We start from the raw sequence: 26,008 nt of genomic DNA, 5'->3' as shown, positions 1-26,008 counted from the left end.
TCAGCAATAATCTAAGTAAGATTATTGCTCGCCAAATCCCAGCGGGGTTTGATATCAAAAGCGCCTGAAGTTGTAGAGCCATTATTTTCTGCCAACATGCGCAGTGCTCCAGCAAATGCAATCATCACGCCGTTATCAGTACATAGATCGACTGGTGGGTAGTGCACTTCGAATCGATTCTTCTTGGCGCTGGCATTCAGAGCTGCGCGTAATTGCAAATTGGCGCCCACGCCACCTGCTAGCACTAGATGTTTGCAGCCAGTTTGTTTTAGTGCTTTCTCTGATTTACTCACTAGTACTGCAACTAGGGCATCGACAAAGCTGCGTGCAAGATCAGCATGAAAAGTGGCAATCTCATCGGAATCGGTAATGCCTAGCGCCTCAAATTTTTTCACCTGGTTCAGAACCGCCGTTTTGAGTCCAGAGAAAGAAAAGTCCAAATCGCCTGAGTGCAGCATTGGTCTTGGCAGATCAAATCTTCCGGTTTGCCCTTTTTCTGCCAATTTGGAGATGGCGGCACCGCCTGGGTAGTCCAAGCCTAATAATTTGGCTGTTTTATCAAATGCCTCACCCGCAGCGTCGTCCAAGGTTTCACCCAGAAGTTGGTACTTACCGACTCCGCTCACCAGCATGAGCTGGGTATGTCCACCGGAGACTAGGAGGGCGATAAAAGGAAATTCCGGTACAGAAACCCCTAAAAGCGGTGACAGCAGGTGTCCTTCAAGGTGGTGCACCCCAATCGAGGGTAAATTGAGCCCCTGGGCTAGGGATTTGGCAAAAGCACTGCCCACAAGCAGGGCGCCAGCTAATCCGGGGCCCTGGGTATAGGCGATGGCATCAATATCCTTTAATTTAAGCCCAGCCTCATGCAAAGTGTCATCCAGAAGGGGTAAAACCCGTCTGATGTGGTCTCTAGAGGCCAATTCTGGAACAACGCCGCCATAGTCTCGATGCATGGCAATTTGGGAGTGCAGTGCCTGTCCTAGGATGCCCTGATGGGCTGGGGCATGGTTTTCCCAGGAGCTAGTGTCATAAAGGGCTACCCCGGTCTCATCGCAAGAAGTTTCTATGCCTAAAACAATCATTTTTTTGCTTGGTCGTGCTAGAATCGCATTTCAGTTAATTTATCGATATTTTTCGAGCATATACGAGTTAAACAAGTATGACTACAGTCCGCCTCCGTGAGAACGAACCTTTTGAAGTGGCATTGCGCCGTTTCAAGCGCACCATTGAAAAGAATGGCCTATTGACAGACTTGCGTGCCCGCGAGTTCTACGAGAAGCCAACGGCTGAACGTAAGCGTAAAAAGGCTGCTGCTGCTAAACGCCATTACAAGCGTATTCGCAGCCAGATGTTGCCTAAAAAGCTTTACTAATCGAATTTAAAAGCTCTCCTCACCGAGAGGCTTTGAAACCCGCTGACGGTGAAACGCAGCGGGTTTTTGCTTTTGAGTTGCCAGCAATTTATGAGATATTAAACACCGGGAAAAATGCCATGAGTCTAAAAGATCAAATTACTGAAGATATGAAAAACGCGATGCGTGCAAAAGAAGTAGCGCGCCTTGGAACTATTCGTCTTCTATTGGCCGCCATCAAGCAACGTGAAGTGGATGATCGCATTGTGATGGATGATGCCAGTGTCATCGCCACCATCGAGAAGATGATTAAGCAGCGCAAAGACTCCATCTCTCAATTTGAAAAAGCCAATCGCGATGATTTAGTAGCGATCGAAGCAGCTGAGATGGTCATTCTGCAAGATTACTTACCTGCACAGTTGTCTGATGCTGAAGTAGAGGCGGCTGTGGCTGCAGCAGTTGCATCGACTGGTGCTGCTGGTCCGCAGGATATGGGTAAAGTGATTGGCGTTCTCAAAGGTCAATTGGCTGGTAAAGCCGATATGGGCAAAGTTTCTGGTTTAGTAAAAGCGGCGCTGGCTAAGTAAGTTAATAAGATAAGCCTCATCCCATACTGATGGCTCTCATACCCCAATCCTTCATCGCTGATTTATTAAATCGGGTTGACATCGTGGATGTGGTTGGGCAGCACGTGAAGTTAAAAAAAGCGGGCGCGAACTTTCAAGGTTTGTGCCCCTTCCATTCTGAGAAATCCCCTTCATTTTCAGTATCACCTACCAAGCAGTTCTATCACTGCTTTGGTTGTGGAGCGCACGGCTCTGCCATTAGTTTTCTAATGGAGTATTCCGGTCTTGGTTATGTCGATGCCATTGAGGACTTAGCTCGTTCCGCAGGATTAGATGTGCCGCGTGAAGAGCGCACTGCAAATGATGTTGCCCGCCAACAGCAGACTATGGCATTAAGTGAGGTGATGAGTGCTGCTGCCGATTGGTATCGCCAACAGCTCAAAGTAGCGCCTCGTGCAGTGGAATATTTGAAGGGGCGCGGCCTTACCGGTGAGATCGCTAAGCGTTATGCCTTGGGTTATGCGCCCGATGGTTGGCAAGGTCTTGAAGCAGTCTTTGGTACTTATGCCAATGATGAAGTGGCAAAGACTTTGCTTGAAGGTGGTTTACTCATTCAGAGTGAGCAGACTGACAATAACCAAACTGCCAGACGCTACGATCGCTTTCGTGATCGCATCATGTTTCCGATTCGTAATCCCAAGGGTCAGACCATTGGTTTTGGTGGACGCATCTTGGATCAAGGTGAGCCCAAGTATTTAAATTCACCAGAGACACCACTGTTCTCCAAAGGTAATACGCTATACGGATTGTTTGAGGCAAGACAAGCTATCCGCTCTCAAGAATATGTTCTGGTATGCGAGGGCTATATGGATGTTGTGGCACTTGCGCAACTAGGCTTTCCAAATGCTGTAGCCACATTAGGTACAGCTTGTACCGCAAACCACGTACGCATGTTGTTGCGCCAAACTGATCGCATTGTGTTTTCCTTTGATGGCGACTCTGCTGGGCAGCGTGCGGCGCAACGTGCGTTAGAAGCGTGCCTCCCATTAATGTCCGATGACAAAGAAATTCGTTTCTTATTTTTGCCGACAGAGCATGATCCAGATAGTTATGTCCGTGCCTATGGCGCGCCTGCCTTTGAAAAAGTCATCAAAGAAGCCATGTCGATCTCCAGCTTCTTCTTTAAGATTGCAAGTCAAGATCATGAGTTGACAACGCCTGAAGGAAGAGCGCAAACGCATCATGCAGCAAAACCGATGTTACTAGCCATGCCGCCAATCGCTCTGCGTACGCAAATCTTGCGTGAGCTTGCTATTCGCACGAATTCAACATCTGCAGAGTTAGAGTCTTTCTGTGGATTGACGATAGTGCCTGCACCAGTGCAGCAAGGCTCTTATGCAACAACGAATCAACGCGCACCCAACTTTGTGCAAGCTAACAGTGGCAACCGAACCCAAGGTGCGCCTTGGCAGGCTTCTAAGGGTTCAGCTAAAAGAGCTCCCGTACTCAATATTCCGCCTCCGCAAGCCCCCACCGATTTGGCTGAGCAGATGTTGCGCGTCTTGATTCAGTTTCCGCATTTAGGAAAAGCTTTGGATGCTAACAAGAGGGCGCTTGCTTTACAGGCTTCCGAGCTGCGCTCAGAAAAAGCATTAGAGCTCATGAAGGATTTATTGACTCAGTGTGATCAGGTTGAATTGATTCCTGGAGAGAGTGGTAAGCCACCAGCAGTAGGTGCCGGCGCATTTGCTTTATTCCAAGAACAGCTTTCTCGCAGCGAATTGGCTCCGCTTTATGAACTATTAAGAAAGCGGGTTATGGGCTCTGATTTAGAGATCGAAGGGGCGATTGCCGATTTAGATGGGGCCTTCAAAAAGCTGGAGCTGACCCACCTGAAAACAGAAATGACAGAAATCGCCCAAAAGATTGCTGGAAGTACTGCTACAGAGCAAGATCGGGCTCGATACCGCAAACTGGGCGAAAGACTGAAATTCTCCTAAGAATTTTCTGATTTAAGTCTAGGAAAACCTGAAAATTCCCCCATATTTCGAGTGAGGATGGGGGTAAAAAAGTCACAATCGACTATAATCCTCTATTCCCAGAAAAAACCGATTTAATTCAGCCACTTGCGCTTTATTTTGAAGAAATTTGGGGCAAGTGGACTAAGTGGCTGCGCCTAAGCAGTCGAGAACAATCATCAGTAACGTGAGTAAGTGCTAATAAATGCCTAATACCAAGAAAAAACCAGCAGCTAAACCAGCTAAGCCGGTAGCAAAAGCCAAAGCGCCAGCCAAGCCAGCGGCAAAAGCCAAGGCACCTGCTAAACCAGCGGCCAAAGTAAAAACTCCGGCTAAACCAGCTAAGCCGGTAGCAAAAGCCAAAGCGCCAGCCAAGCCAGCGGTAAAAGCCAAGGCACCTGCCAAGCCGATAGCCAAAGCTAAAGCACCAGCAAAAGCGCCAGCCAAGCCAGCAGCAAAAGCTAAGGCGCCAGCTAAATCAGCAGCTAAAGCTAAGGCACCAACAAAAGTAGCAGCTAAGTCAGTAAAGGCACCTGCTAAAGCGGTAAAAGCTGCAGTAAAGACTGCGGCTAAACCAGCAGCAAAAGTGGAGGCTCCTAAAAAAGGTAAAGCCGCCGCTCCTAAGGTTGAGTTAAAGCCGGCTAAGGCAGCTAAAGCTACTAAGGAAGTTCCGGAAGCTAAAGAAGCCAAGGGCAAAAAAGCAAAAGCAGTTCAGCCAGATACTGAGATTGTTGCGACTGAAGAAGTAAAGAAAGGTCGTAAACCCAAAGCGGATGCTCCTGCGGAAGGTGCTGAACCAGTTCTGACTGATCGTCAAAAAGCGCGTGAGCGTAAGGCAAAAGAAAAGGCACTCTTAAAAGAATTCGCAGCACAACAGTTAGGCTCTGAAGAGCAACAAGAATTACGTCGCACCCGTCTGAAGACATTGATCAAGATGGGTAAGTCCAAGGGTTACTTAACTCATGGTGAAATGAATGACGTGATGTCTGATGAGTTATCAGATGCTGATGCTTTAGAAACATTGATCAGCCTCTTAAATGACATCAACATTACTGTGTATGAGCAGGCTCCAGATGCTGAGACGCTCCTCCTGAATGAAAATGCTTCAGCAACCACTTCCGAGGAAGAGGCTGAAGAAGAGGCTGAAGCCGCTTTAGCTACCGTCGACTCAGAGTTTGGTCGTACAACCGATCCAGTGCGTATGTATATGCGCGAGATGGGTACTGTCGATTTGCTGACTCGCGAAGGCGAGATCGTGATCGCGAAGAAGATTGAAGCAGGCCTTAAAGATATGGTGATGGCTTTGGCTGCTTGCCCTGTCACTATTGGCGAGATCTTGGCTAACGTAGACAAGATTGCTAGTGGTGAGATGGAAATTGATCAGTTTGTGGATGGATTGGTTGATCCTAATGCCGAAGATATTAAGCTTGGACCTGAAGAGCCAGAGATTGACCCAGATGCTGAAGAGGGTGACGATGAAGGCGGTGAGGATGAAGGCGGCGGTGGCGGCGGTGGCGCAGCTACAGCTAACGCTAAGCAATTAGAGGAATTGAAGCAGATCTCTCTAGAGAAGTTTGCAATCGTGCGCACCCAGTCTGACAAGATGCGTCGCGCTTTTGATAAAGAGGGCTATAACTGCCCAGCTTATATCAAGGCACAAGAAGCTATTCGTGGCGAGTTGCTTGGTTTCCGCTTAACTGCAAAGAGTGTTGAGAAATTATGTGACACCATGCGTTCACAAGTAGATCAAGTTTGGAAGCTCGAGCGCGGCATTGTGAGCTTATTGGTAGATAAAGTTGGCGTAAATCGTAGCGAAGTATTAAAAGACTTCCCGAAAATGTCGATGAATCTAGAGTGGGTAAATAAGCTCCTCAAAGAAAACAAGCCATACACCGCATTGCTGCAACGTAATGTTCCAGCGATTCAGGAATTACAGCAGAAGTTGATCGACATTCAGACACGTGTTGTATTACCACTCCCAGAATTAAAAGAAGTAAACAAGCAGATGATTGCTGGTGAGAAGCGTGCGCGTGAAGCGAAACGTGAGATGACGGTTGCCAACTTACGTTTGGTAATCTCGATTGCTAAGAAATACACCAACCGCGGTTTGCAGTTCTTAGATTTGATTCAGGAAGGTAATATCGGTTTGATGAAGGCGGTAGATAAGTTTGAATACCGTCGTGGTTATAAGTTCTCTACTTATGCAACTTGGTGGATTCGTCAGGCGATTACCCGTTCTATTGCTGACCAAGCACGTACGATCCGCATCCCAGTTCATATGATTGAGACGATTAATAAGATGAACCGTATTAGCCGTCAAATCTTGCAAGAGACTGGTCATGAGCCAGATGCTGCAACCTTGGCTCTCAAGATGGAAATCCCTGAGGACAAGATTCGCAAGATCATGAAGATTGCTAAAGAGCCAATCTCCATGGAGACACCAATTGGTGACGACGCGGACTCAAACTTGGGTGACTTCATTGAAGACAGTAATACCTTAGCTCCAGCTGAAGCAGCTTTGCATGACTCAATGCGCGATGTAGTGAAGGATGTTCTAGATTCATTAACACCACGCGAAGCAAAAGTATTGCGTATGCGCTTTGGTGTTGAGATGAGTACAGACCATACTCTCGAAGAAGTTGGTAAGCAGTTTGATGTGACGCGTGAGCGTATTCGTCAGATTGAAGCTAAGGCCTTAAGAAAGATGCGTCATCCAAGCCGCAGCGACAAACTCAAGACCTTCCTCGAAGAGGATTGATCCAAAGACTAACGGGCCTATAGCTCAGTTGGTTAGAGCAGAGGACTCATAAGAAAGAAACCCTAGGGGTCTTGTAACAAAGACCTCAATAGATTCAAGAGGTTAGTGGTGAATTAGGTGGTCAAAATTGCTTACACACCGCTTACACACCGGAGCAAAAACCGAGGTGTGTAGTAAATGCGGTTTTAGTGTGGTTTTGAAGTGGTAAACACTAGCAGTAAGGTGTGTAGTAAAAGTAACGATTTAGGGCCCATAGCTCAGTTGGTTAGAGCAGAGGACTCATAGCGAAAGTTGTGCCTTATGCGTGGAAACTGCATAAGGGATGGTGTCAAATTCGGAGAAAGCTAAATGCAGTCAAAAGCTGCACAAGCTAACGCCGAGCCAAGCTTCAGCGTGAAAGTGCTGTTGAAGGTGTAGAGACTAGACGGCACCCATCTAAGTCGAGCAATCGATATGATGAAGGCATAGTCCAGGGAGTAGTGAAAGCTACACAAACCGGAATCCTTTGGTCCCAGGTTCAAGTCCTGGTGGGCCCACCAGAAAAGCAAACCCTCATCAGCAATGGTGGGGGTTTTGTCTTTTATGTAAGATGCTCTTATGACAACGCTCGCAAAATTAATTCCAGATGTAGATACTCTACTTTCGATGGCTCCAGATGAGTTAGGAAGAATCTTGTTAGGTTTGGTTCCACCTCACCAAAATCACAATGGAATGTTTCAGCCATCAAGCGTTGGCAGAGCTCTGAATTTGGCAGATGATTGGTATCCCTCAAATCGTAATAATGAAATTGATGCCGCAATACAAGAGGCTTGGGCTTGGCTAACAATTAATATGCTTGTCTTGCAAGCGCCAGGGATAAATGGATCAAATGGTTGGTGCGTTTTAGGCCGGAAAGCAAAAAGCATTACAGATCAAAAAAGTTTTGAATCTTTCAAAGCTGCCGCAGCATTTCCGAGAGAGCTATTACATCCTAGGATTAGGGATAAGGTGATGCTGAGATTGTCTCAAGGGGATTTAGATGATGCTGTTTTTGCCGCTTTCAAGGAGGTGGAAATTTCTGTTCGTGCCGCAGGTGGTTTTACAGATTTGGATATTGGTACAAAGTTAATGCGTGCTGCTTTTAATGCCGACGCAGGTATTCTTTCCGACATGACTCAAAATGCTGTTGAAAGACAGGCTTTGTCCGATTTGTTTGCAGGCGCTATTGGTTCATATAAAAATCCACATAGCCACAGGACGGTTCAGATAACTGATCCTTTGGAAGCTCAAGAGATGGCAATGTTAGCAAGTCATCTACTAAGAATTGTTGATGATAGGACTCCTTAAGCGTTACTTAAAGTAACGCTCATCCTTCCATTCTTCCCCAAAATCCGCCAATAATCACCACAACTAGCCACACTTTCTTTTGGCTAAATTGACCTGAAAAATTCAGCCAACTTGGTTGCTCTAGCTGGGGCTCTGAAGCTAAAGTATATGTATGGCAATTAAAAAAGAAAGTACACATCAACTCATACACCGTAACCTAACCCTTTATCAACGCGAGCATAGTGCCGTATGGCAATGTCGCTATAAGGTGGATAACAAATGGATACGGGCTACTACCAAAGAGACCCAGCTTGATTTGGCGGTTAATAAAGCTAAAGAGCTATTAGTGGAGGCAGAAATACGCAAGCGCTCTGGCATCCCAGTAGTAACCAAACGCTTTAAAGATATCGCCATGTTGGCAATTGATCGTATGGAGCGAGACTTAAAAGGCGGGTTAGGTAAGTCAATCTACAAGGACTACATTCGCATCATCAATGAGCATTTCATCCCCAGTCTTGGGCAGCGTCTTATTACCAATATTGACTACGATGCCCTACAGCAGTACTACGACGATCGTGAGGCTAGATATGGCTTGACACTATCTAACAGCAATCGTAAAACCCAAAACGCTGCATTTAATAGAGTGTTTGATGAAGCTATTGTTCGGGGTTACTTAACGGAGAGTAATCGTCCCAAGTTGGATGGTAAGACTAAAGAAAGTGTGCGTCGTCCAGCTTTTGAGCTACATGAATTGAGAGCCTTACTAAAACTGCTAGGCCCATACATAGAGTCAGGCAGAACTCGGGACGTGCGCGAGCGCCGTGAAATCCTTAGAGACTATGTGGAGATGTTGGTCGACACTGGAGCAAGGCCAGGTATTGAGCTCCTTGATATGAAATGGAAGCAGATCCGTTTCATGATGAATCCCATTAGTACAGTCACAGATCAATTGGATGAGGAGGGTGAAGTCATTGAAGTGCATAGTCTTAACCGTAGTTGTGAGATGACGGTAAAAGGTAAAACAGGGCAAAGACAAATTATTGGGCGTTTACCTAGCATTAGAGTCTTGGAGCGCATTGCTATGCGGAACTATGGAGTAGCTAGTTCTATTAAAGATCCATTGGCTGAACTCATTAAACCCACTAACGATGACTACATCTTTAGAACCAAAGAAGGACGGGATTTAAGTGATGTACTTAATCACATGTTTGACGGTTTCTTAGCAGACCATGGTTTATTAATAGACCCCAAGACAAATCAAAAGCGGGTGTTCTATAGCCTACGTCATACCTATGCCACGTTAGCACTTACTCACGATATGGTCCCTATCCATACGCTAGCTAAACAGATGGGTACGAGTGTCTTAATGATTGAGCGGCACTATAGCCACTTACAGGTAATACAGGCTATTGAGCAATTACGCGGAGCTACAACTAGAAAGCTCATTGAGGCAGATAGTAAGGCAGCTGATAACTATCCAAGTAAGAAGCGGGCTGAGAGGGAGTTACGGGCAGCTTAGGTCAGATGTAACCGTTACTTAAAGTAACGGTTAGGCACAAGTACTTTAGGCTGTTTAAAACGTCAAAAAAAGGAGGTTAGCCTTCAGGCTAAAAAATTCCCTTAACATTAATTAACTTTGTTATTCAAATATCTAAAAATCGTCTCTTTATGGTATCAAGAAGAATCCAGCCAGTTAAGTTCTTGTATTCAATTGAGTGTTTGTTGCAATGCTCTATCCACTCATTAATAAATCTATCAAGTAGTTCAATTACTTCGGCATCTTGAATTCCTAGTTGAAGGGCTTTAGAGGCAATTACATTACTTGCTAGTAATTGCAGTTTGACATTAATGCAGATCCTACCTAGATGAGATTCACTATAAGAATTAGTCATATACATTTCACTCTCCTCTTTAGCCATTTCGACAGATGTCAGGGCATGGCAATTTGGAAAAATCCGCCCAATAAAAAACCCACCAATAGGCGGGTTAGTCGCTGTTGATTGCTCGCTAAGAGCCTCATCTTTTTAGCACCTTACTGCGTTAGCAGGTTGCTGTGGCGACTAAGCCATCTCTTGATGTGTAATTAATAGTACCTAAATATTAAATAAATGTAAACACCCTCAAAACAGCCAAATTACTCATTTAATTACAGCGAACTACATAGCCATTATTGTTGATGACGCAATTCTTCACTTGACCATTTACTTCACTACGAATGCTCTGATAGCTTTGAAATTGATATGGATTACTAGGGATAGCTGTGCGGTCATGGCTTGTTTGGGGTTTCTTAGGTTCAGGTTGAACCTTAAAGTCTTTCCACTCTCTATCTTGGGATTGAGCCAAGGCAATGCCATTGAGCATTAATACGAAGCACAAAAAGAAAGATTTAAGCACCATTATTTATTGAACCGAACCGCAGGATGAGCAAATGGAGTGAATCCTGGTGGAGGCAGATCCATTCTGCCTGTAGATTGACCCAATGCGTTGTACATATTGCCACTTGCATCAATCCTGCCAGTAGACTGTCCTTGGCTGTTGTACAAGTTACCACTTTTGTCTATCCGACCTGTGGATTGACCGAGCTGATTGTAGGAGTTGCCGCTACTATCCACCCGACCCAAAGATTGCCCCATTTGGTTATACACATTGCCACTACTATCAATACGACCTGTGGATTGACCTAATTCGTTGTACATATTCCCGTTAGCATCTATTCTTCCGATAGATTGCCCATTCTGATTGTAAAAATTCTGGGCATGAACATTGGACGCAAGTAAAAGAGCTAGAAGTAGAAGGGCATCTCTCATAATTTAATATTAGTCCTTAAAAATGAATTAAAACAGCAATTTTCCTATTGTGAGTTTTAAAGGATCATTTATGCATATGTGCCCTACTAATAGGCTAAAAGTCCATCATCGGAAAGATTAGCAAAACATTCAACAGAAATAAAGCTAGCATCTCTTTCTAATTCCCCATCAAGAAATATCCTTTAACAGGATGTTTATATGACTGTTCAAAGAAACTCATGATTTTGTATATTTTTATACATCGATTTGTAAGTTCATCCTGTTACATATATGCTGATAATTCTTTCGCCTAAATATGTAACATTATTAATTTAAAATATTTTCTTAAAATGAATGTAATTAAAAGGTCGTCAAGTTGAGCATTCAAATATCAAAACGAAAAATCTCCGCTGATGGTCAAGAAAAGATTCGACTCTCAGGATACAAAGCCTGGATGAATCGCGCCTACGAAATGCATGGAGTAGCGTTCGATTACTCCTGTTCATTTGAAAATTTTAAAACGCAAAAGAAACCCGAAATTTTAGTAACTTGCGTTAAACATGCAAATAAATTTTATGTCACACCATTTAACCATATTCGATTTAAAAGTGGTGGATGTAAAAATTGTGATACTGAACAAGCATCTAATTATTTTCTTGATCGCGAATATAAAAAGTTTGAGAATTATTTTAAAAAAAATCTGTCAAATAGACTTGAAATGTACTCCGTGTTTCATGGCATGACTTCAGAAATGGATTTCTTTTGTAAAACGCATCAAACTATAGAAAGTCATAAACCAACTTTTTTAATGAACAATTCTGGATATGGTTGTAAATATTGCGCAAAAGAAAATGTCGCTAATGTTAATCGCTTGAGTCTTGATGAGGTGAAAGAAGAGTTTAAAGAATTTTTACCAGAAAATATAACAATTATTTCAGTTGAATTTGATGAAAAATCAAGATCTTCGCGTATTAAAATTAAATGTGATATTCATGGCGAGCATCTGACGACTAAAGGTTACCTAAAGAGATCTGAGCACAAATGCCCTAGTTGCGGTAATGCGTCAGTTGGTTATGCAGGAAATCGACTTAGAGCACTTGTTGAGTCTGGATCAAAGGGCCGTGCAACTTATATTGGCGTAATGTCTGTTGAAGTATTCGGAATCGAATCTATTAAAGTAGGTGTCACTACTCGAACACTAAACGAACGTTATAAGTGGAATCTGAAGAAGATATATTTTTCTGCTCAACTCTCTGAAGTCGATGCATACATTCTTGAAAATCAAATACACAGACATTTTAAAAAACAGCATGACTTGCGGATACTGATGGCAGGGATGCGAACTGGTGAGCGATGGTCTGGAGATACCGAGTGCTATTGGCACGATCGACTTGAAGAGATTATTGAGTTTGTACGTAAATATATTAATGATGCTGCATCTGTTGACTACGAAAAAGAATTATTAATTTTTGAAATTCCGAACTTTTTTCCTAGAGATGTTGGTAGATTAAAAGATGAATCAAATAACCCAATAAAAGTGGTCGGCGTAGATCCAGAATCGCTTGAAGTTGTTGTAGAATTCGAGTCATTATCAGATGCAAGACGTGCTGGTTATACAAACCTATCTCAGATAATTTCTGGAAAAACTGATAGGCAGATTTCTAATGGTCTTCGATGGTTTAAAAATGACACATTTAATGCAAACCAGGTTAAACCATTAAGAGTGTCGCAAAGAGGGGGTCCTAAAGTGGTCATATGCCTCGATACTAATGAAGAATTTCAAAGCATCTCAATCGCAGAAAATGTATTACGAAGTCGTGGTATTAAAGTCTCAGGCTCTCATATAACTTCAGTTTGCAAAGGCCGAAGAAAAATCGCCGGTGGTTATGGTTGGAAATATAAGTAATTTTTCATAATTTTATTCATTGCTTTGATTCTGAATAGCTTATTTTTATTTAGGTTTAGGTCTAAACGCCTGTAACTTATGTGTCGAATATGATGGTTTTAGATATGTATTAGCGCTTAAGAAGAATAAACCACCATCTTGGCGCTATCCACAATTTGCACTGCAATTGAGCCTTGTTTCTTCTTTCTTATTACAGCTGCTAGTGCATCATTAAATGAGCCATAGGTTCCAATACCTATCCAAGCAGAGTAAGGGTTATTGGGCTTATGTAATGCTCTAAAGGTTTTTGACATTGAACGACTTTCTAATTGATTGAGTGTGGTTTGAGCAGCTTGAATCTTTTGCCTAGCTCGTTCAGCCTTAACTGCTGCTTGCGCTCGTTTGGCCTGATCTTTAAGCGCCCTAATGCGGGCCTGCGCTGGAGTTAATGGTTTAGCTGGAGAGGATTGGAATTCATAAAATCGCATACTGATATTTAGCTACTTGCTTTTAATTATCAATACTCAGTAGGTAACATCACAATCCAGCGTTCACTATCCCAGCAGGCGTATAGAGCGATTGAGTCGAGCGGGAAGGTCGTGTAGTTGATCTTCTGCGTGGCTAGAACATTGCCATTGCCATCATCTAGTACAAGCTCAGCCTTATCGTTATTCACCGTTAACTTGCAGCTGACAAATACCTCTGCTTTAGGCAGGCGCAGGATATGGCTAGCTATGGCATCCATCAGCCAATAGCAGGCTGCTTCTTGTGCCAGAAACTGTGCACCATCCGTTAGAAAGACTTTAGGCCACAGAGGGTAGTAGTACTGCGTTCCATAAAATTGCTCCAAATGATTCAAAAGCTGGGTTTTAGATAGATTCATTTTTGCTACGCCTCACAGTCATTTATTTATGAATTGGGTTTACGTAATAGATCTAGTCAAAACCTTGCTCTTTTGACTCGTTTTCGGGATTTTCAATTCAAAGCGACTGCGCAGCTGCAAGCTGGCTGCTTCAATGGCCGCATCAAACGTACCGATCTCCGCTTCACGCTTTAAGAGTTCAAGTACTTCAATGACATTTTCTAAATTAGTAGCCTCTACAGCAGTTTTGCCATTAGCTAGCTCTAAAACCTTGCTGCCGTAAAACACATTGATACACAGTGTTCCGGTGCTGCTGGTAAACCACCAGGGTTTAATACACTTGGGCTTTTCGATGCTCTTGATATTGCCTTCTAGATCTTTAACGTTTTTGTAGCGCTTTACGACAAAGTCTTTACCGCTATGTTTTGCCTTAGCCAATTCCAGCTGCTCCCATAACTTGCTAATCAGCTTGTTTCTGCGCTGCACTAAAGGGGGCTGGTTTTTAGGCCGTTTTGCATCGGTCAATTTGAGGGTATTAAGACTATCTAGTGTTGCCATCGTGTTCTCCATCAGTTGAGTTAAAAATGCCTGGACAACACAACAATATGATCAGAAAACCCCTTTGGACAACCGAAAAAACACCGTTTTTAGGCCCTAGAACACATAACTACTTTTTTTACCGATCTTTATGTTCAAGCTAAATAAATTCATAGAAACAAGTAAAACAGTAAGGCTTAAAGGTTGGCACGCCGAAGGTAATAGTGCTGCGAAACCCGTTCTGATGTGTGACGGTACGCAATTCAGATCACTTACTATCTGGCCTCATTGCACTACCCAAGACCCTGTTTTGGATGCTTTAAACGACGCCCCTGTGTGGCAGTACCGTTTGCGATGTTGTATCTGTTGGTAGCGTAGTAATACGTGAATCTAGGCTAAATTGTCGAATTATTGATTAATTCGTCTAGGCTGAAAGTGAGTGGGAAAGCCAATGAAATAAACCCACAAGCTAATTTGCAAGGGTTCCTGATATAGACCGCAAATTAGCTGCGTATGACGGCACGTAATAGGTGATAGCAATACCTACCTATCTTGCTTCTTGCAAGTTGTGTGTATATCAGTTGAAAACCTCAGTGAAAGAGGCTTGCATGAGTTGAGCCCTTTATCAGGGCTTGGCTTGTGCTTCCTAGTGAAAGATCTTGAAATTCAATACTTCAAATCATAATTTTAAAAAACATTAAAAAAGAAGAAAAATGCGATGAGCGCAAGCGAAGAGCAAGCTAACGCAGTTAGCTTTTAAAGTAATAATCTTCAGTCATACATTGAAAATTTCAAGATTTGGTTCTCAAAGAGCTTCTGCAAACTCGAAAGATGCTGAAGAGTTTAATGAATCCAACATTCGCATACGTCTATTTTTATATTTTTGCTCTCTTTCCAGCATCTCTTTTGTAGTTATAGAGGCCGTAAAACCTCGCCACGTATATCCATAGTCTCTTGAAGTTTGCTTAGTTCTTTTTTGCTTAATACAGTCAGCTAACAAAACACTGGAGTCATGCCATTTTTTTCCATCCCAATGAGCATAGCCACTAACACGATATGACTCGTTGTAGCGATCTGTTGATATTTCATAAATTCCAACTCTCAGTGGAAAAATATCCCATGAAAACCAAATAGTTCGCTCATCGTTTTCAAATAAATTTAGTGTCTGAGGATCACAATCAACTCTTATATTCATTCTGTAGTAGTCAAGGTCTCGCAATTTAATGAGTTCATCAATAAATTCTTTGTTATCAGAAAGCATGTAACCATCACCAAAAACACAGGATCTAATTACATTCTGATAGTCCTGTACAAATTGCTCCTCTTGATCATCGTCGATTAGTTCCCAGATCTCATACACACTCGGCAAGTAAGCATCAAGCTCCTCCACATCATAATCAGCAACATTTGCGTCAAGTGGTAGATCGTTATTGCGTAAAATATACGTATTTGTAATTTCTGGATATAGCTTTGACATTAATTGATTAATTGGTTGATCTATTTCATCGTGAATAAAGCCAAATTTCTCTAGTTCCCATAAAAGGTTACCTAAATTTTCGTAATTTTTTTCTGGACTATTACTGTATCTTGGATGTTGTGGCATTTTGATTTTTTTCCGTCAATTTCACATATTGGTTGTGAAATACTACTGCAATACGAAATATTTCGATTGGGATATACGATGACAATTTTGACAGAATTTATACCTAGTCATGTGGCAAATCTGCCACGAATCGCCATCAAATTCCATGATTTTTCCACTCAACACATTAGTTACGTTAAGTGTTGAGTGCTTGTAACCATTTGAAAATCAAGCGATTATTTTTCAGTCATTTTCACTTGAAAAACCCATCAATCTGAGTGTATTAGTGGCCATTTTCGGTAGGAATATGGCAGTTTTGACTACAAAATATAAGTACATAGATGGCAATACAAGGAGAGACCATGGCACAAGCAAAAACATTAAGTGATGCAGAATTACAGCGAGCACTAGACTACGCAGCGAGCACCAAAGCAGCAGTGCGTAATCGCGCAATACTGCTGTTAACGCACTGGGCGGGTATGCGAATAGGTGAAGTAGCAAGTGTGCGCTACAGCGACGTTTTAAACGCGGATAAACAGGTGTTAAGCGAGATTCACTTAGCTGCAAATCAGACCAAGGGCTCTAAAAGTAGGGTAGTGCTGTTATCAGAGCGTATGCAACAGGAGCTTGCCATCTATATCGCAGCGCATCCACCAAAAGACATGAATCGTCCATTGTTCCCCACACAAAGGGCTTTGGGATTCACACCAAACACCTTAACGCATGTGATTAACGGCTTATATCGTCAAGCAGGACTCAATGGCGCTACTAGCCATAGCGGTCGCCGTGGCTTTTTGACACGACTCAGTGAGAAGGGGGTGTCAGTAAGGGTGATGATGCAGTTAGCAGGCCATAGTCAGATGAGCACTACGCAGCGCTATATTGATACTCGTCCCGATATCCTGCGTAATGCGGTGGAGCTGATTTAGCCTACTTTGATTTTGTAGGTTTGCTTGCTTTGAGCTGCGGATATCTTGCCTGTAGTCGTTTGAAAATAGCATCAAGATCAAATATGGGCAGTATCAACTTAGATGAACTTGGAAATTGTCCTCGCGCTGCTTGCTCAGCAACACATTTGGCTTTAAGAAAATACCGACTTGTCAAAATACTCAAATGAATCTTAGCGTCAGCATCCTGTAAGCGTTTTTTATTGAGGGTGATTTCTGTTTGGGCGTATTTTTGGCTTACGCCCGCATGTTTCCCAATCCGCCATAAGGGAATTTCAGGATATTGGGCTCTAGCCATCAATATACGCAACATGATAAAGAGTGGCTTTGAGCGTAAACGTTTGGCTGCTAGAGGTTTGATAGCCCTTTGGGACTTACTAGGTAAAGGAACTGCCTCAGCATCAATCAGTTTAGAGATATACGCGAGTAATTGCCTTTTAGGTTGCCCAAGAGGAACTGCCAATAGTAAAGCCGGTGGATTGCCTTCACCGGCTCGCTGTTTATTAAAGTAATGCTCCAATGCTCTTCCAAAGAGAGGTTCGTAAGACTCCCCCTGACTCATGCCGGCAATCTTCTTAACGATCGGCTTGTTGTAGGGCGATCCATACATAGTTAAGCCTCGGTTAGCCCACCACTCTTCAAATGAACATTGAAATATGTCGCCGTATTCATCGTAGGTCGATAGCACTCGCGCAAAGTCACTAATGACATCGCGCTCCGCTTGTTTGGTGAGCGGTTTATCCATATCTCGGTAAAGCTTAAGAATGAGTGGAGCTTGTTTTGATGGGGCTATCTTCTTAGTTCTAATCTCATGTGCTAAGGCATAGCTTGGGCTGATCCGCAGAAATTCCACCATCAGCATGACATAACCCTGGATGCCTTTAGTCGACCAATCTTTGGTGGTTCGTCCCGGAATAGTGGTGTTTTTAGGTGCTGTAGCCATTCAAATATATTAACACTTAACGGTGACAATAAACAGTCAAATCAAATAGTTGCTAATAAATTCTACACTTATTTCATGGATCGAAACATAGTGTCTAGACCATAAATGAGGAGAATTAAAGATGAGAAATACAGTGAAATTGGGGATGGTCAGTGCGGACAAAATCATGTTATCTAGCACTGGAATTGGATTGCTAGATGTTCATGAAACTATTAAGGAAGGTTTAAGCCAAGAGGACTTAGAACTTTACACAAGAGCCATTAACAAAGTCAGTCAAGGTGTAAAGCTGAACCGCAAAGATCTAAAGGTACTTGATCGAATTGATCAGCTCACCATGGACGTGCATGGTATCTGCTTAAAGGATTCGAAGGCGACCAAGGCGCGCATAAAATCAGCCAAGCGCTACGGCATGCAATTTATTGATCGGGATGGTTTGGTCGATCATATGAATATGGCTTTGGGACTTACGGACGAATCTAGTGAGGATGAGGCAGAATTTGACCCAATCATGGAATGCCTAAATGCCAATATGTGCTCGGACTGCATGAATAAAGTACATCAGGCGGCATTTAAGATTGCCAATCAAATTGCGCTCACGGAAGACGATGTCTGGATTATGCAAGAGGCATCCAGCATCGTATTTGAGGAGCTGGGTTTCTCGTTCGATGACTCGGAAATTGGCGAGGCATTAATCGAAGCTTGCGATCGCTTAGGCATCAAATACAACTGCCATTCAGAAATTAACTCAGATAGTCCGATACGCCAAAATGCCTATCTCTATCACTAATAGTAAAAAAAGCAGCGCTGCTATTGGCGCTGCATAAGCAAATCAAATAAGGAAATAAAAAATGAAAAAAAATGAATTAGTAGTGAATAAATCATTAATAAGCCAGGCTGAAGTGTTGGCCATAGAGCATGATCTATTCAATGACCAATACATAGTGACTGGTAGACGAAAGCTCTATGAGCTATTGTCAAAAATCATGGAATTGGCTCAGCAGTTTGAAGCAAGTCCAGATAAGGAGGATCTATTTTTTAACCTACGGTATAGGCTTAAAGAGGCAAACATTAAGGTGCAAGAAAATACCAGCGATGTTGCCTTACTTGTCAAATACATTACTAGAGCTGATCGTAAAACGGCGCATGTCTATACCAGGGCAATCGAGACTGCTATGGCGTGCCACTTTAAGGCGGCCGAATTACCGCAAGCAATTATTGAGGCAGGCGGCTTGGAAAAAATGCGTCTAGCTGGGGTAGATGATGAGAAAGTAGACGAGAAGCAACAGCTTGAGGATGAGCGTTTAGAACTTACGCGCACTTATTTGCAGTCACGTGGCTACTTTCCATTTGCTAAGTTTGCGGCGCCCAATCAGTTCGATGGCATTAATAACGACAACTGCGAATTTGAGTATGTGGTGTGCACTGTTAGTAATGGGCACTACAACGTCGTCTGTAAGTTGCCAGCTGAAGTCGAGCTTGAAAACTATGCGCTTAAAAAATTAAGCGCCTATCTTTGTAAAGATATGGATACAGCTCGAGAAGGCGTTGCGAAAATGCGAATCAAGGCAAATGAAGAGCGAGAAAAGCTCAATCAAGGCAGTCGGGCTGTAGAGCAGATTGAGCTTGTTAACGAAGCCACTGTAATCTAAAAAAGGAAATGATCATGAACTTAGCTTTTGAAACCGCACTTAAAAACGATGTCAATCAAATAATTAATGCATTAAAAAATCATGAAAGCGTTATTTTGCAGTTTGAGCATCTTTCGCCTGAGGTGCTCATTGATACTCCTCAGCATTACCTTGCTCGGTATACAGATCGGCATGGCGACTATGAATTTGAAATTACTAAGTCCAGCGCTGGGTGGGCAATTACTAGTTCTGGCGTGCAGATCGGTACATTTAAAGATGCTGATTACATCAAGTGGGACTTTGAGTCGCAGCTAGCAAAATATACGCCTAAGGTACTAGGCTAGGAGGTAACGTTTGTGAATTGCAACCGTTACGTAAAGTAACGGTTGCTTTCTTAGCTCAACGAGCCGGACACAAAAGTTGTCTGCTCTCATAACCAGAGAACCTAAACAGGACCTAAACGTCACAAAAAGATAGGCTTGTGAAGAAAATGATTGGTTTGGTCATTTGAGCGTTACTTTAAGTAACGCTGGGTATGCTCAAAAGTGTGTAGGCAATTACTGCACATTTTCTACAGCAGCTCAATCCCAACGCTTTTCATCACTAAGGCAAATAAGCCAAAACAGATAACTGCCGCTACTACACACGTGGCCATGGTCATCCAGAAGCCTAGCTTTGGAAGTAGATGGGGAAATAGCAGAAACATCGGCAATGTAGGGATCACATACCAAAAGGTGTAATAAGCGTGATTTGCTATTTTCTCTTCCGGCTGATTTTCTACATACAGCCACACTAAAGTTAAAAGAGTCATTAAGGGCAATGCCGCAATAAAACCGCCTAACCTATCACTGCGTTTGGCAACCTCAGAAATGAATACAACCATTCCTGCTGTTAGTAGATATTTGGTGATGATCCAAGCCATAGAAGCCTTTATTGTGTGTGCCTACTTCGTTATAGGAATGTCGTTTAAAACGACATTACAAATATATGCGCATAGACGTATGTATGTGAACTACTTTCTTTGATTCAGATTGCTTGACCCCCATTGATCCAGTTGTCTCTGATTATGAGCGGCAACACCTTCAATAGAATCTTGAGGTAATTGTTTGAGACACTCTGCTAATGCTTCAGGACTGAGTTTTTCGGCAGGCTTATTTTGTTTAATCTCTTGTGGCGATCTGCCATCCCAAGCAAAGAGATTATTAAATGATGGTGGATCAGGCAAGCAGTCATCGCTATAAATTGGCGTGTCATCAGTAGCAAATGGTGAAAATGAAATTGTCTTTTCAAAGATGAGTGGTTTACCAGTTGGCGTGGGTGGTGGCGGTGGCATTGAATAAATTGCTTTGCGAGCCAGCACCTCTGCTTTATCAGATGTCTTCCAAAGCGTTTCAACTCTAATGATGCTGCCATTTGGAGCAATCTCGATTCTGAATCTCACTTGTCCTTGATCGACACCTTCAACGGCTGTTCCCATCATGCTACGCACTTGCTTGCCCCAAGTGTGTCTGTAGCCTTTACTATTTTTTAATGTGTATGTTGAGGCAAAAGCCCACTCTTCTGCTGTTGGGGCATTTGGGGCGGCTTGTGTTGCCGGAGCTTTCGTTGTGAGCGTTTGATTCTTTTGAATGTTGACGGGCTCTTGCTTTTCTTGCGGCTCGTTCAGCTTGATAACAACGACATCATCTTTAATTTTTTTTAGCGGCTTTACTGCTGATGGAGCCCATAAAAGTAGAAAGCAAACGTGTAAAGCCAAAGATAAAATAATTGCCGACTTAAAAGCAGACTGTGGCGTTTGAATGAGGCGATTAAGACGGAACAATCACTACTCGTCTTGTTTGGCTAGTTTTAGATTCATATTGAGCCAATTAGGTATGCCGTCTTCTGCTCGTACTGCCTTGAATCCTTTTTTTCTGAGGCGCTTTACGGCTTCGTAGGATAGTACGCAGTATGTACCCCTACAGTAAGCCACAATCGTTTTAGATTTGGGGAAGTCTCCCAATCTCTCTTCTAATTCTTCAAGGGTGATATTGAGTGCCCCTTCAAGATGGGAGTGAGCGTACTCTTCATTAGGCCGCACATCTAAAAGCGTGATTTCTCCACGCTTAGCTAATTTAAGTACTTGATTGACTGGCATACCTTCTAAGCTGTCTCGCGAGGTGAGGTACTTATTGACGAGGCTATCGACTTCTTCAATGTGGCGCTGTCCAACACCTTGTAGCTTTAAGAACAAATCAATGACATCTGAGTCCGCTATCTCATAAACAATGGATTTACCTTGTCTGATCGTGTTCACAATGCCTACTTGTTTAAGTACTTGTAGATGTTGCGATACATTGGCAATGGGCAGCTTAACCTTCTTAGCAAGGTCTTCAACAGCTGTGGGGCATTGAATAATGAGTTCGATCAGCTCTAGGCGAACTTCAGAACCAAGGGCTTTCCCGAGTTTGGCGAACTGTTCGTAAAGTTTTTGCTTGAAAGTGGTTGTTTGTTTGGGCATAATCATTCAATGATTTTATTGAATATAAGTGAGGGTGTAAATGCTTAGAAAACTCATGGGTGTCATTATCTCTTTGTTCTCATTAAGCGTTCTGGCTAACAGCCCTGTTCCGCTAGAGATTAATGGGCAAAAAGCCTTGGTATTCATTAATCAAGACCCACCTGGGACTAGATGTAATACCAATGTTCAAATTGCCGCTGAGATAGCTAATGCCTATCGACTACCTATTTTGATTCTGCCTCAAACAGCCGTTCCGCCATTGACGCCAGCTCCTTCAGTTTGGTACAACGGACAAAACATAGCGGCAAGTGGCGGTGCTCACAATGGCATGGTGAGCTACCAAATCATTGCTGACATTCTTGAGCTAGAAGGGACTACCAAACAAAAGAAGCAAGGTAAGTTATTTAACGATAGCGTGAGACCTGAATTCGATAAGTTCAAATCAACCATTAAGACTGGGAAATAAATGAGAAAACTATTCATTGCGCTTGCGCTCACATCATTCATAGCAAGCCCAGCGTTTGCTGATAACAAAGCTATTGCTGTTGATGAGATGGCGGGTTATCTTGAGTTTGTGGACTATGGCGGCGCTACGATATTTCCTGAGCAGATACCCGCAGAAGAATACAAGAAGATGATGGTGATTGATACTAGAGATAAGGCTCAGTTCGATAAGAGTCATATTCCTGGAGCGGTCAACATTGAGTGGCGCCAAGTGTTGGCACAAAAGGATAAGATTCCTAAAAACAAGCCTGTCTTAATCTACTGTAATACTGGTAGTCTCTCGGCACAGGCAGGCTTTGCTTTGCGTGTTGCTGGCTATGAGAATTTGCGCATTCTTCAAGGTGGCTATGAGGAGTGGAAAGCTAAAGGTGGCATGGATGCTTACAAGAAGGCTGTTAACAAACAACCTAAGCACTAGCAAATGAACAAAAAAGAACACTGGGAAAAAGTCTATGGCGACAAGGCGCCAGATGCGGTGAGTTGGTATGCGCCACACCTTGAAACCTCTTTAAATCTTATCCATCAAGCCAGCACCAATAAAGGCGCTGCCATTATTGATATTGGTGGCGGCGAATCTACACTAGTGGATGACCTTTTGTCTGAGGGTTATGAGGACATCAGTGTTTTAGATATTTCTCAAAAAGCAATTGATGTAGCTAGGGATCGTATTGGCAAGCAGGCTGATAAGGTTCACTGGTATTGCGCTGACATTACACAGGCAAAATTACCTCAAGGCTATTTTGATATTTGGCACGATAGAGCCGTCTTTCATTTTCTAATTGAAGAATCACAACGAGCAAGATATGTAGAGCAAGTGATGCGCTCAGTTAGGCATGGTGGCTATGTGATTATGTCCACCTTTGGACCCGAGGGTCCAGAAAAGTGTAGCGGCTTAGATGTGGTTCGCTATGACTCTGAAAACCTGCACGGGCAGTTTGGTAAGAATTTCAAACTCATTAATAGCTCAACAGAACTTCACCAAACTCCAGCAGGAACAACCCAGCAGTTCTTGTATTGCTTTTGTAGGATGGAGTAGAAAATAGGCGTCACTTTAAGTAACACTTACAAATCATTCAAAAAGTACTTTGGAGCAACGAAGTGCTAGATGGTTGCTGTAAAAATCATGTGGTTTTGAAAACCAAAGAGTGAACTAGTGTTGGCTATGATCTTGTTAATCTAGTCACACAAAAGCTCACACACCGATAAACAGGCGCTGTAACCTGTTGAAATCCTAGCAGTTTTCTTTGGATGTCTGCTCTCATAACCTGAGAACCTAAACTCGACCTAAACATAACAAAAAACTAGCTTTTGAGATGAAAGGTAGGGTTTGGTCATTTGAGTGTTACTTTAAGTAACGCTTGTGAGGTTCAAAAAGTGTGTAGGCGGCACTACACATTTTCTGGCTAATAGCGATATAAATAAGTCGGCCATCCTCGGCCCCGGTCGCTTCCGCCCCGGCCACCAAGAAACACCAAAACCACCTTCGGGTGGTTTTTTATTTATAGACAATATTGTTTTAAGCGAGATTCGTTAATTTCTCTTAAGATACTCCCATGAATTTTCTACGCACCTCAATCTGGACTGGGCTATGGCTTAGCTTATGTCTAATGGCCATGCCAGTCGCCGCGCTAGAGTTTTCTGATATTGCCTCAGAGGGTGAAATTAAATTCTTAAAAGAGCGCCCAGATCCAGGCGCCTATTCATTTCAGTCTAGGGTAAAAATTACCCCATTAAGCTTAGAGAACGGCATTGTTGATATTGCTACTTGCCATATTCAGCTCGATCCCATTCGTAAGATTGTGATTGTTTTTAATCCTGAAAGAGTCCAAGCGATTGCAGTAAAAAGTATGAGCAAGATAGCTTCTGCTGAAATCAAGGGCAATCAAGTGACCTTGACCGATGTTGAGCGCGGCGCTACCGTGTGCATTGATTTAAGATCCCGGGCCTTAGATAAGATCGCAGATTCAACTTATCAACTCAATGCAGGCCCACTGATGAGAAGGTATTTTGACGGCTACCTGCCAATGTCAGCACAACTTAGAGTGGATTGGCCTAAAGATATGTTCGCTGTACAAAGTACGCTACCCGAACAAAAGGAAGGCGTTCAGGTCCTTGAGGGCAATGATGGGATGCAGTTAGATGTTACTTTTGCAGGAAAAATGACAGCTCAAATAGTTTTGAGGAAAATTAACTAATTAGTTAATTCTTAAAAAATACGATACTTTTAAGAAGCTTTCCAAGACTTAGTCTGGGGCTATCAATGCTTAATGTTTTTTTAAGATTTCGTTTTTTGCGTCTTAATAACTCCAGTAAGTGCCTGATTTCAACCTCACTCAAACTAATCTGTTTTGAAGGTTGGCACCCACTTTGCTTTAGCTATCAATCAAATGGCATAGCTATAAAGCCAGCTCAGCAATCCTTAGGGGTAAGGAGGATAATAAAAAAATACATTAAAAATGAGGGGTAATGGGATGTTGGACACACTTATTTTGAGCAGAATCCAATTTGGAGCGAATATTTCTTTTCATATTCTATTTCCAACTATTTCGATTGCCTTGGGCTGGTTCCTCTTTTACTTCAAGATTCAGCACAATAGGACTGGATTAGATTGCTGGAAAGAGGCATATCAGTTCTGGATCAAAATCTTTGCTCTAACATTTGCTTTGGGTGTCGTGAGTGGTATCACGATGAGTTTTCAGTTTGGAACAAACTGGCCTGGGTACATGGAGACAGTTGGCAACATTGCCGGTCCATTATTAGCCTACGAAGTCCTAACAGCCTTTTTCCTTGAAGCAACTTTCTTAGGCGTCATGCTATTTGGTGCAAAGCGTGTTTCGCAACGAGTGCATACATTAGCTACCTTTTTAGTGGCTTTTGGCACTAGCCTGTCAGCTTTTTGGATTATTGCTTTAAATTCATGGATGCAAACCCCACAGGGTTTCACCATGATTGATGGCAGAGCGCATGCCGTTGATTGGCTGGCTATCGTCTTTAATCCATCGATGCCTTATCGCCTTAGCCATATGATGTTAGCTTCATTTTTGACTGTCTCGTTTTTCTTGGCTGGAATCTCTGCTTACCGCTACTTACGTAATAGCCGTTCTGAAGCCAATTTGATGGTAATGAAATTGGCGCTTACTGCTGCCATGGTGTTAACGCCAATTCAAATTATGCTTGGAGATCTGCATGGCCTAAATACTCTTCATCATCAGCCTGCAAAGCTCGCTGCCATGGAAGGAATTTGGAATGGCGGTACTGGTGTGCCTGCAGTGATCTTTGGCATTCCCAATCAAAAAACACGTACCAATGATTACGAGATCAGTATTCCTAAGCTGGCATCTTTTTACTTAACCCATAGCTGGGATGGTGAAGTTAAGGGATTGAATGATTTTGGAGATAAGATCCCGCCTGTCGCCCCTGTATTTTTTGCCTTTAGGGTGATGGTTGGAGTCGGCATCTTGATGCTCTTATTTTCATGGTTGGGACGTTGGCAGATGCGTCAAAATCGACCTTTACCAAAGTTGTTAGCCAAAGGTTTAGTGCTGATGACCTTCTCTGGCTGGGTTGCCGTCTTAGCCGGTTGGTATGTAACTGAAATTGGACGACAACCTTATTTGGTGACTGGAGTGCTAACTACTGCACAGGCCGCAACGACTTTGCCAACGGGCATGGTCTTTTCTACTCTATTTGCTTATTTGGCTCTTTATGTGGGTTTGTTAGCTGCTTACATTTGGGTAGTTTTCTACTTAGCTCGTCAGGCTGACGATAAAGAAAACCCCAATTTCCAATTAGAGAAAAAGTCTGAAACTTCGTGGAGCCTTTTTAGGACTTAA

27 protein-coding genes and 1 riboswitch are annotated in these 26,008 nt (G+C 42.9%); of the genes, 16 read left to right on the top strand and 11 right to left on the bottom strand.

Annotation, left to right across the window (positions count from 1 at the left end; all coding sequences use genetic code 11):
- Nucleotides 1-11: 11 nt before the first annotated feature.
- Complete coding sequence (gene tsaD / locus C2759_RS08605; RefSeq protein ID WP_215354712.1) at nt 12-1,085, bottom strand: tRNA (adenosine(37)-N6)-threonylcarbamoyltransferase complex transferase subunit TsaD; 1,074 nt, start codon at nt 1,083-1,085, stop codon at nt 12-14.
- Between the two features lie 77 nt (nt 1,086-1,162).
- Here tsaD and rpsU point away from each other — a divergent pair, with 77 nt between their 5' ends.
- The 6 genes from rpsU (at nt 1,163) to C2759_RS08575 (ending at nt 9,520) form a co-directional block, all read left to right on the top strand.
- The gene (rpsU, locus tag C2759_RS08600; protein WP_011903537.1) at nt 1,163-1,375 is read left to right on the top strand and encodes a 30S ribosomal protein S21; all 213 of its coding nucleotides are present in this window, start codon (nt 1,163-1,165) and stop codon (nt 1,373-1,375) included.
- Nucleotides 1,376-1,494: 119 nt separating this feature from the next.
- Entirely contained in the window at nt 1,495-1,941 is a 447-nt protein-coding gene (locus C2759_RS08595) for a GatB/YqeY domain-containing protein (RefSeq protein ID WP_215356744.1), read from the top strand.
- 29 nt (nt 1,942-1,970) lie between these two features.
- Nucleotides 1,971-3,920, top strand: coding sequence for a DNA primase (gene dnaG / locus C2759_RS08590; protein WP_215354710.1), 1,950 nt, complete (start codon nt 1,971-1,973; stop codon nt 3,918-3,920).
- Nucleotides 3,921-4,143: 223 nt separating this feature from the next.
- Nucleotides 4,144-6,696: an RNA polymerase sigma factor RpoD gene (gene rpoD / locus C2759_RS08585; RefSeq protein ID WP_215354708.1), complete on the top strand. Its 2,553-nt coding sequence runs from the start codon at nt 4,144-4,146 to the stop codon at nt 6,694-6,696.
- Between the two features lie 597 nt (nt 6,697-7,293).
- Nucleotides 7,294-8,022: a TIGR02391 family protein gene (locus tag C2759_RS08580; protein WP_215354705.1), complete on the top strand. Its 729-nt coding sequence runs from the start codon at nt 7,294-7,296 to the stop codon at nt 8,020-8,022.
- Between the two features lie 151 nt (nt 8,023-8,173).
- On the top strand, nt 8,174-9,520 hold the full coding sequence (locus C2759_RS08575; RefSeq protein WP_215354702.1) for a hypothetical protein: 1,347 nt from the start codon (nt 8,174-8,176) through the stop codon (nt 9,518-9,520).
- 467 nt (nt 9,521-9,987) lie between these two features.
- A riboswitch (SAM-I-IV-variant riboswitch) is annotated at nt 9,988-10,085 on the bottom strand.
- Between the two features lie 58 nt (nt 10,086-10,143).
- Here the strand turns inward: C2759_RS08575 and C2759_RS08570 are convergent.
- Both C2759_RS08570 and C2759_RS08565 read right to left on the bottom strand, forming a co-directional pair.
- A complete protein-coding gene (locus C2759_RS08570; protein ID WP_215354700.1) occupies nt 10,144-10,398 on the bottom strand; it encodes a hypothetical protein in 255 nt (84 codons plus the stop codon).
- Nucleotides 10,398-10,808 (bottom strand): 5-fold beta-flower protein, encoded by a 411-nt coding sequence (locus C2759_RS08565; RefSeq protein ID WP_371816902.1) that lies wholly within the window; start codon nt 10,806-10,808, stop codon nt 10,398-10,400. Before C2759_RS08565 ends, C2759_RS08570 begins: the two co-directional genes overlap by 1 nt.
- Nucleotides 10,809-11,163: 355 nt before the next feature.
- Here C2759_RS08565 and C2759_RS08560 point away from each other — a divergent pair, with 355 nt between their 5' ends.
- Nucleotides 11,164-12,693: a hypothetical protein gene (locus C2759_RS08560; protein WP_215354695.1), complete on the top strand. Its 1,530-nt coding sequence runs from the start codon at nt 11,164-11,166 to the stop codon at nt 12,691-12,693.
- A 116-nt stretch (nt 12,694-12,809) separates the two neighbouring features.
- On the opposite strand, the gene C2759_RS08555 is transcribed toward C2759_RS08560, so the two are convergent.
- The 4 genes from C2759_RS08555 to C2759_RS08540 form a co-directional block, all read right to left on the bottom strand.
- Nucleotides 12,810-13,160 (bottom strand): hypothetical protein, encoded by a 351-nt coding sequence (locus C2759_RS08555; RefSeq protein ID WP_215354693.1) that lies wholly within the window; start codon nt 13,158-13,160, stop codon nt 12,810-12,812.
- A gap of 29 nt (nt 13,161-13,189) precedes the next feature.
- Nucleotides 13,190-13,555: a DUF6876 family protein gene (locus C2759_RS08550; RefSeq protein ID WP_215354690.1), complete on the bottom strand. Its 366-nt coding sequence runs from the start codon at nt 13,553-13,555 to the stop codon at nt 13,190-13,192.
- 39 nt (nt 13,556-13,594) lie between these two features.
- Complete coding sequence (locus C2759_RS08545) at nt 13,595-14,092, bottom strand: DUF6641 family protein (protein ID WP_215354687.1); 498 nt, start codon at nt 14,090-14,092, stop codon at nt 13,595-13,597.
- A gap of 784 nt (nt 14,093-14,876) precedes the next feature.
- On the bottom strand, nt 14,877-15,674 hold the full coding sequence (locus C2759_RS08540) for a hypothetical protein (RefSeq protein ID WP_215354685.1): 798 nt from the start codon (nt 15,672-15,674) through the stop codon (nt 14,877-14,879).
- Nucleotides 15,675-16,015: 341 nt separating this feature from the next.
- Here C2759_RS08540 and C2759_RS08535 point away from each other — a divergent pair, with 341 nt between their 5' ends.
- On the top strand, nt 16,016-16,582 hold the full coding sequence (locus C2759_RS08535) for a site-specific integrase (protein WP_215354682.1): 567 nt from the start codon (nt 16,016-16,018) through the stop codon (nt 16,580-16,582).
- Nucleotide 16,583: 1 nt separating this feature from the next.
- Here the strand turns inward: C2759_RS08535 and C2759_RS08530 are convergent, their stop codons facing one another.
- Nucleotides 16,584-17,543 (bottom strand): hypothetical protein, encoded by a 960-nt coding sequence (locus C2759_RS08530; RefSeq protein ID WP_215354680.1) that lies wholly within the window; start codon nt 17,541-17,543, stop codon nt 16,584-16,586.
- A 121-nt stretch (nt 17,544-17,664) separates the two neighbouring features.
- Between C2759_RS08530 and C2759_RS08525 the strand changes: the two genes are divergently transcribed.
- From C2759_RS08525 to C2759_RS08515, 3 genes are all read left to right on the top strand, one after another.
- Nucleotides 17,665-18,330 carry a hypothetical protein gene (locus C2759_RS08525; RefSeq protein ID WP_215354677.1) on the top strand — a complete coding sequence of 222 codons (666 nt, stop codon included), beginning with the start codon at nt 17,665-17,667 and terminating at the stop codon, nt 18,328-18,330.
- 61 nt (nt 18,331-18,391) lie between these two features.
- A complete protein-coding gene (locus tag C2759_RS08520; protein ID WP_215354674.1) occupies nt 18,392-19,192 on the top strand; it encodes a hypothetical protein in 801 nt (266 codons plus the stop codon).
- 14 nt (nt 19,193-19,206) lie between these two features.
- Nucleotides 19,207-19,515, top strand: coding sequence for a hypothetical protein (locus C2759_RS08515; RefSeq protein ID WP_215354673.1), 309 nt, complete (start codon nt 19,207-19,209; stop codon nt 19,513-19,515).
- A 227-nt stretch (nt 19,516-19,742) separates the two neighbouring features.
- Here the strand turns inward: C2759_RS08515 and C2759_RS08510 are convergent, their stop codons facing one another.
- The 3 genes from C2759_RS08510 to C2759_RS08500 all read right to left on the bottom strand — a co-directional run bounded on the left by C2759_RS08510 (nt 19,743) and on the right by C2759_RS08500 (nt 21,677).
- Nucleotides 19,743-20,093 carry a DUF3147 family protein gene (locus tag C2759_RS08510; RefSeq protein WP_215354670.1) on the bottom strand — a complete coding sequence of 117 codons (351 nt, stop codon included), beginning with the start codon at nt 20,091-20,093 and terminating at the stop codon, nt 19,743-19,745.
- Between the two features lie 90 nt (nt 20,094-20,183).
- Nucleotides 20,184-20,993, bottom strand: a complete 810-nt coding sequence (locus tag C2759_RS08505; protein WP_215354667.1) for an energy transducer TonB — start codon at nt 20,991-20,993, stop codon at nt 20,184-20,186.
- Between the two features lie 3 nt (nt 20,994-20,996).
- Complete coding sequence (locus tag C2759_RS08500; RefSeq protein ID WP_215354665.1) at nt 20,997-21,677, bottom strand: metalloregulator ArsR/SmtB family transcription factor; 681 nt, start codon at nt 21,675-21,677, stop codon at nt 20,997-20,999.
- Nucleotides 21,678-21,711: 34 nt separating this feature from the next.
- Here C2759_RS08500 and C2759_RS08495 point away from each other — a divergent pair, with 34 nt between their 5' ends.
- The 5 genes from C2759_RS08495 to C2759_RS08475 all read left to right on the top strand — a co-directional run bounded on the left by C2759_RS08495 (nt 21,712) and on the right by C2759_RS08475 (nt 26,008).
- The gene (locus C2759_RS08495; RefSeq protein WP_215354662.1) at nt 21,712-22,137 is read left to right on the top strand and encodes a hypothetical protein; all 426 of its coding nucleotides are present in this window, start codon (nt 21,712-21,714) and stop codon (nt 22,135-22,137) included.
- Nucleotides 22,138-22,593 (top strand): rhodanese-like domain-containing protein, encoded by a 456-nt coding sequence (locus C2759_RS08490; RefSeq protein ID WP_215354659.1) that lies wholly within the window; start codon nt 22,138-22,140, stop codon nt 22,591-22,593.
- 3 nt (nt 22,594-22,596) lie between these two features.
- Complete coding sequence (locus C2759_RS08485; RefSeq protein WP_215354657.1) at nt 22,597-23,211, top strand: class I SAM-dependent methyltransferase; 615 nt, start codon at nt 22,597-22,599, stop codon at nt 23,209-23,211.
- A gap of 517 nt (nt 23,212-23,728) precedes the next feature.
- Nucleotides 23,729-24,370 carry a hypothetical protein gene (locus C2759_RS08480; protein ID WP_215354655.1) on the top strand — a complete coding sequence of 214 codons (642 nt, stop codon included), beginning with the start codon at nt 23,729-23,731 and terminating at the stop codon, nt 24,368-24,370.
- A 276-nt stretch (nt 24,371-24,646) separates the two neighbouring features.
- Nucleotides 24,647-26,008, top strand: coding sequence for a cytochrome ubiquinol oxidase subunit I (locus C2759_RS08475; protein WP_251366955.1), 1,362 nt, complete (start codon nt 24,647-24,649; stop codon nt 26,006-26,008).

It is taken from the genome of Polynucleobacter sp. MG-Unter2-18, assembly GCF_018687675.1.
Taxonomy (GTDB): domain Bacteria; phylum Pseudomonadota; class Gammaproteobacteria; order Burkholderiales; family Burkholderiaceae; genus Polynucleobacter.
This window is presented reverse-complemented; position numbering and strand designations above follow the sequence as displayed.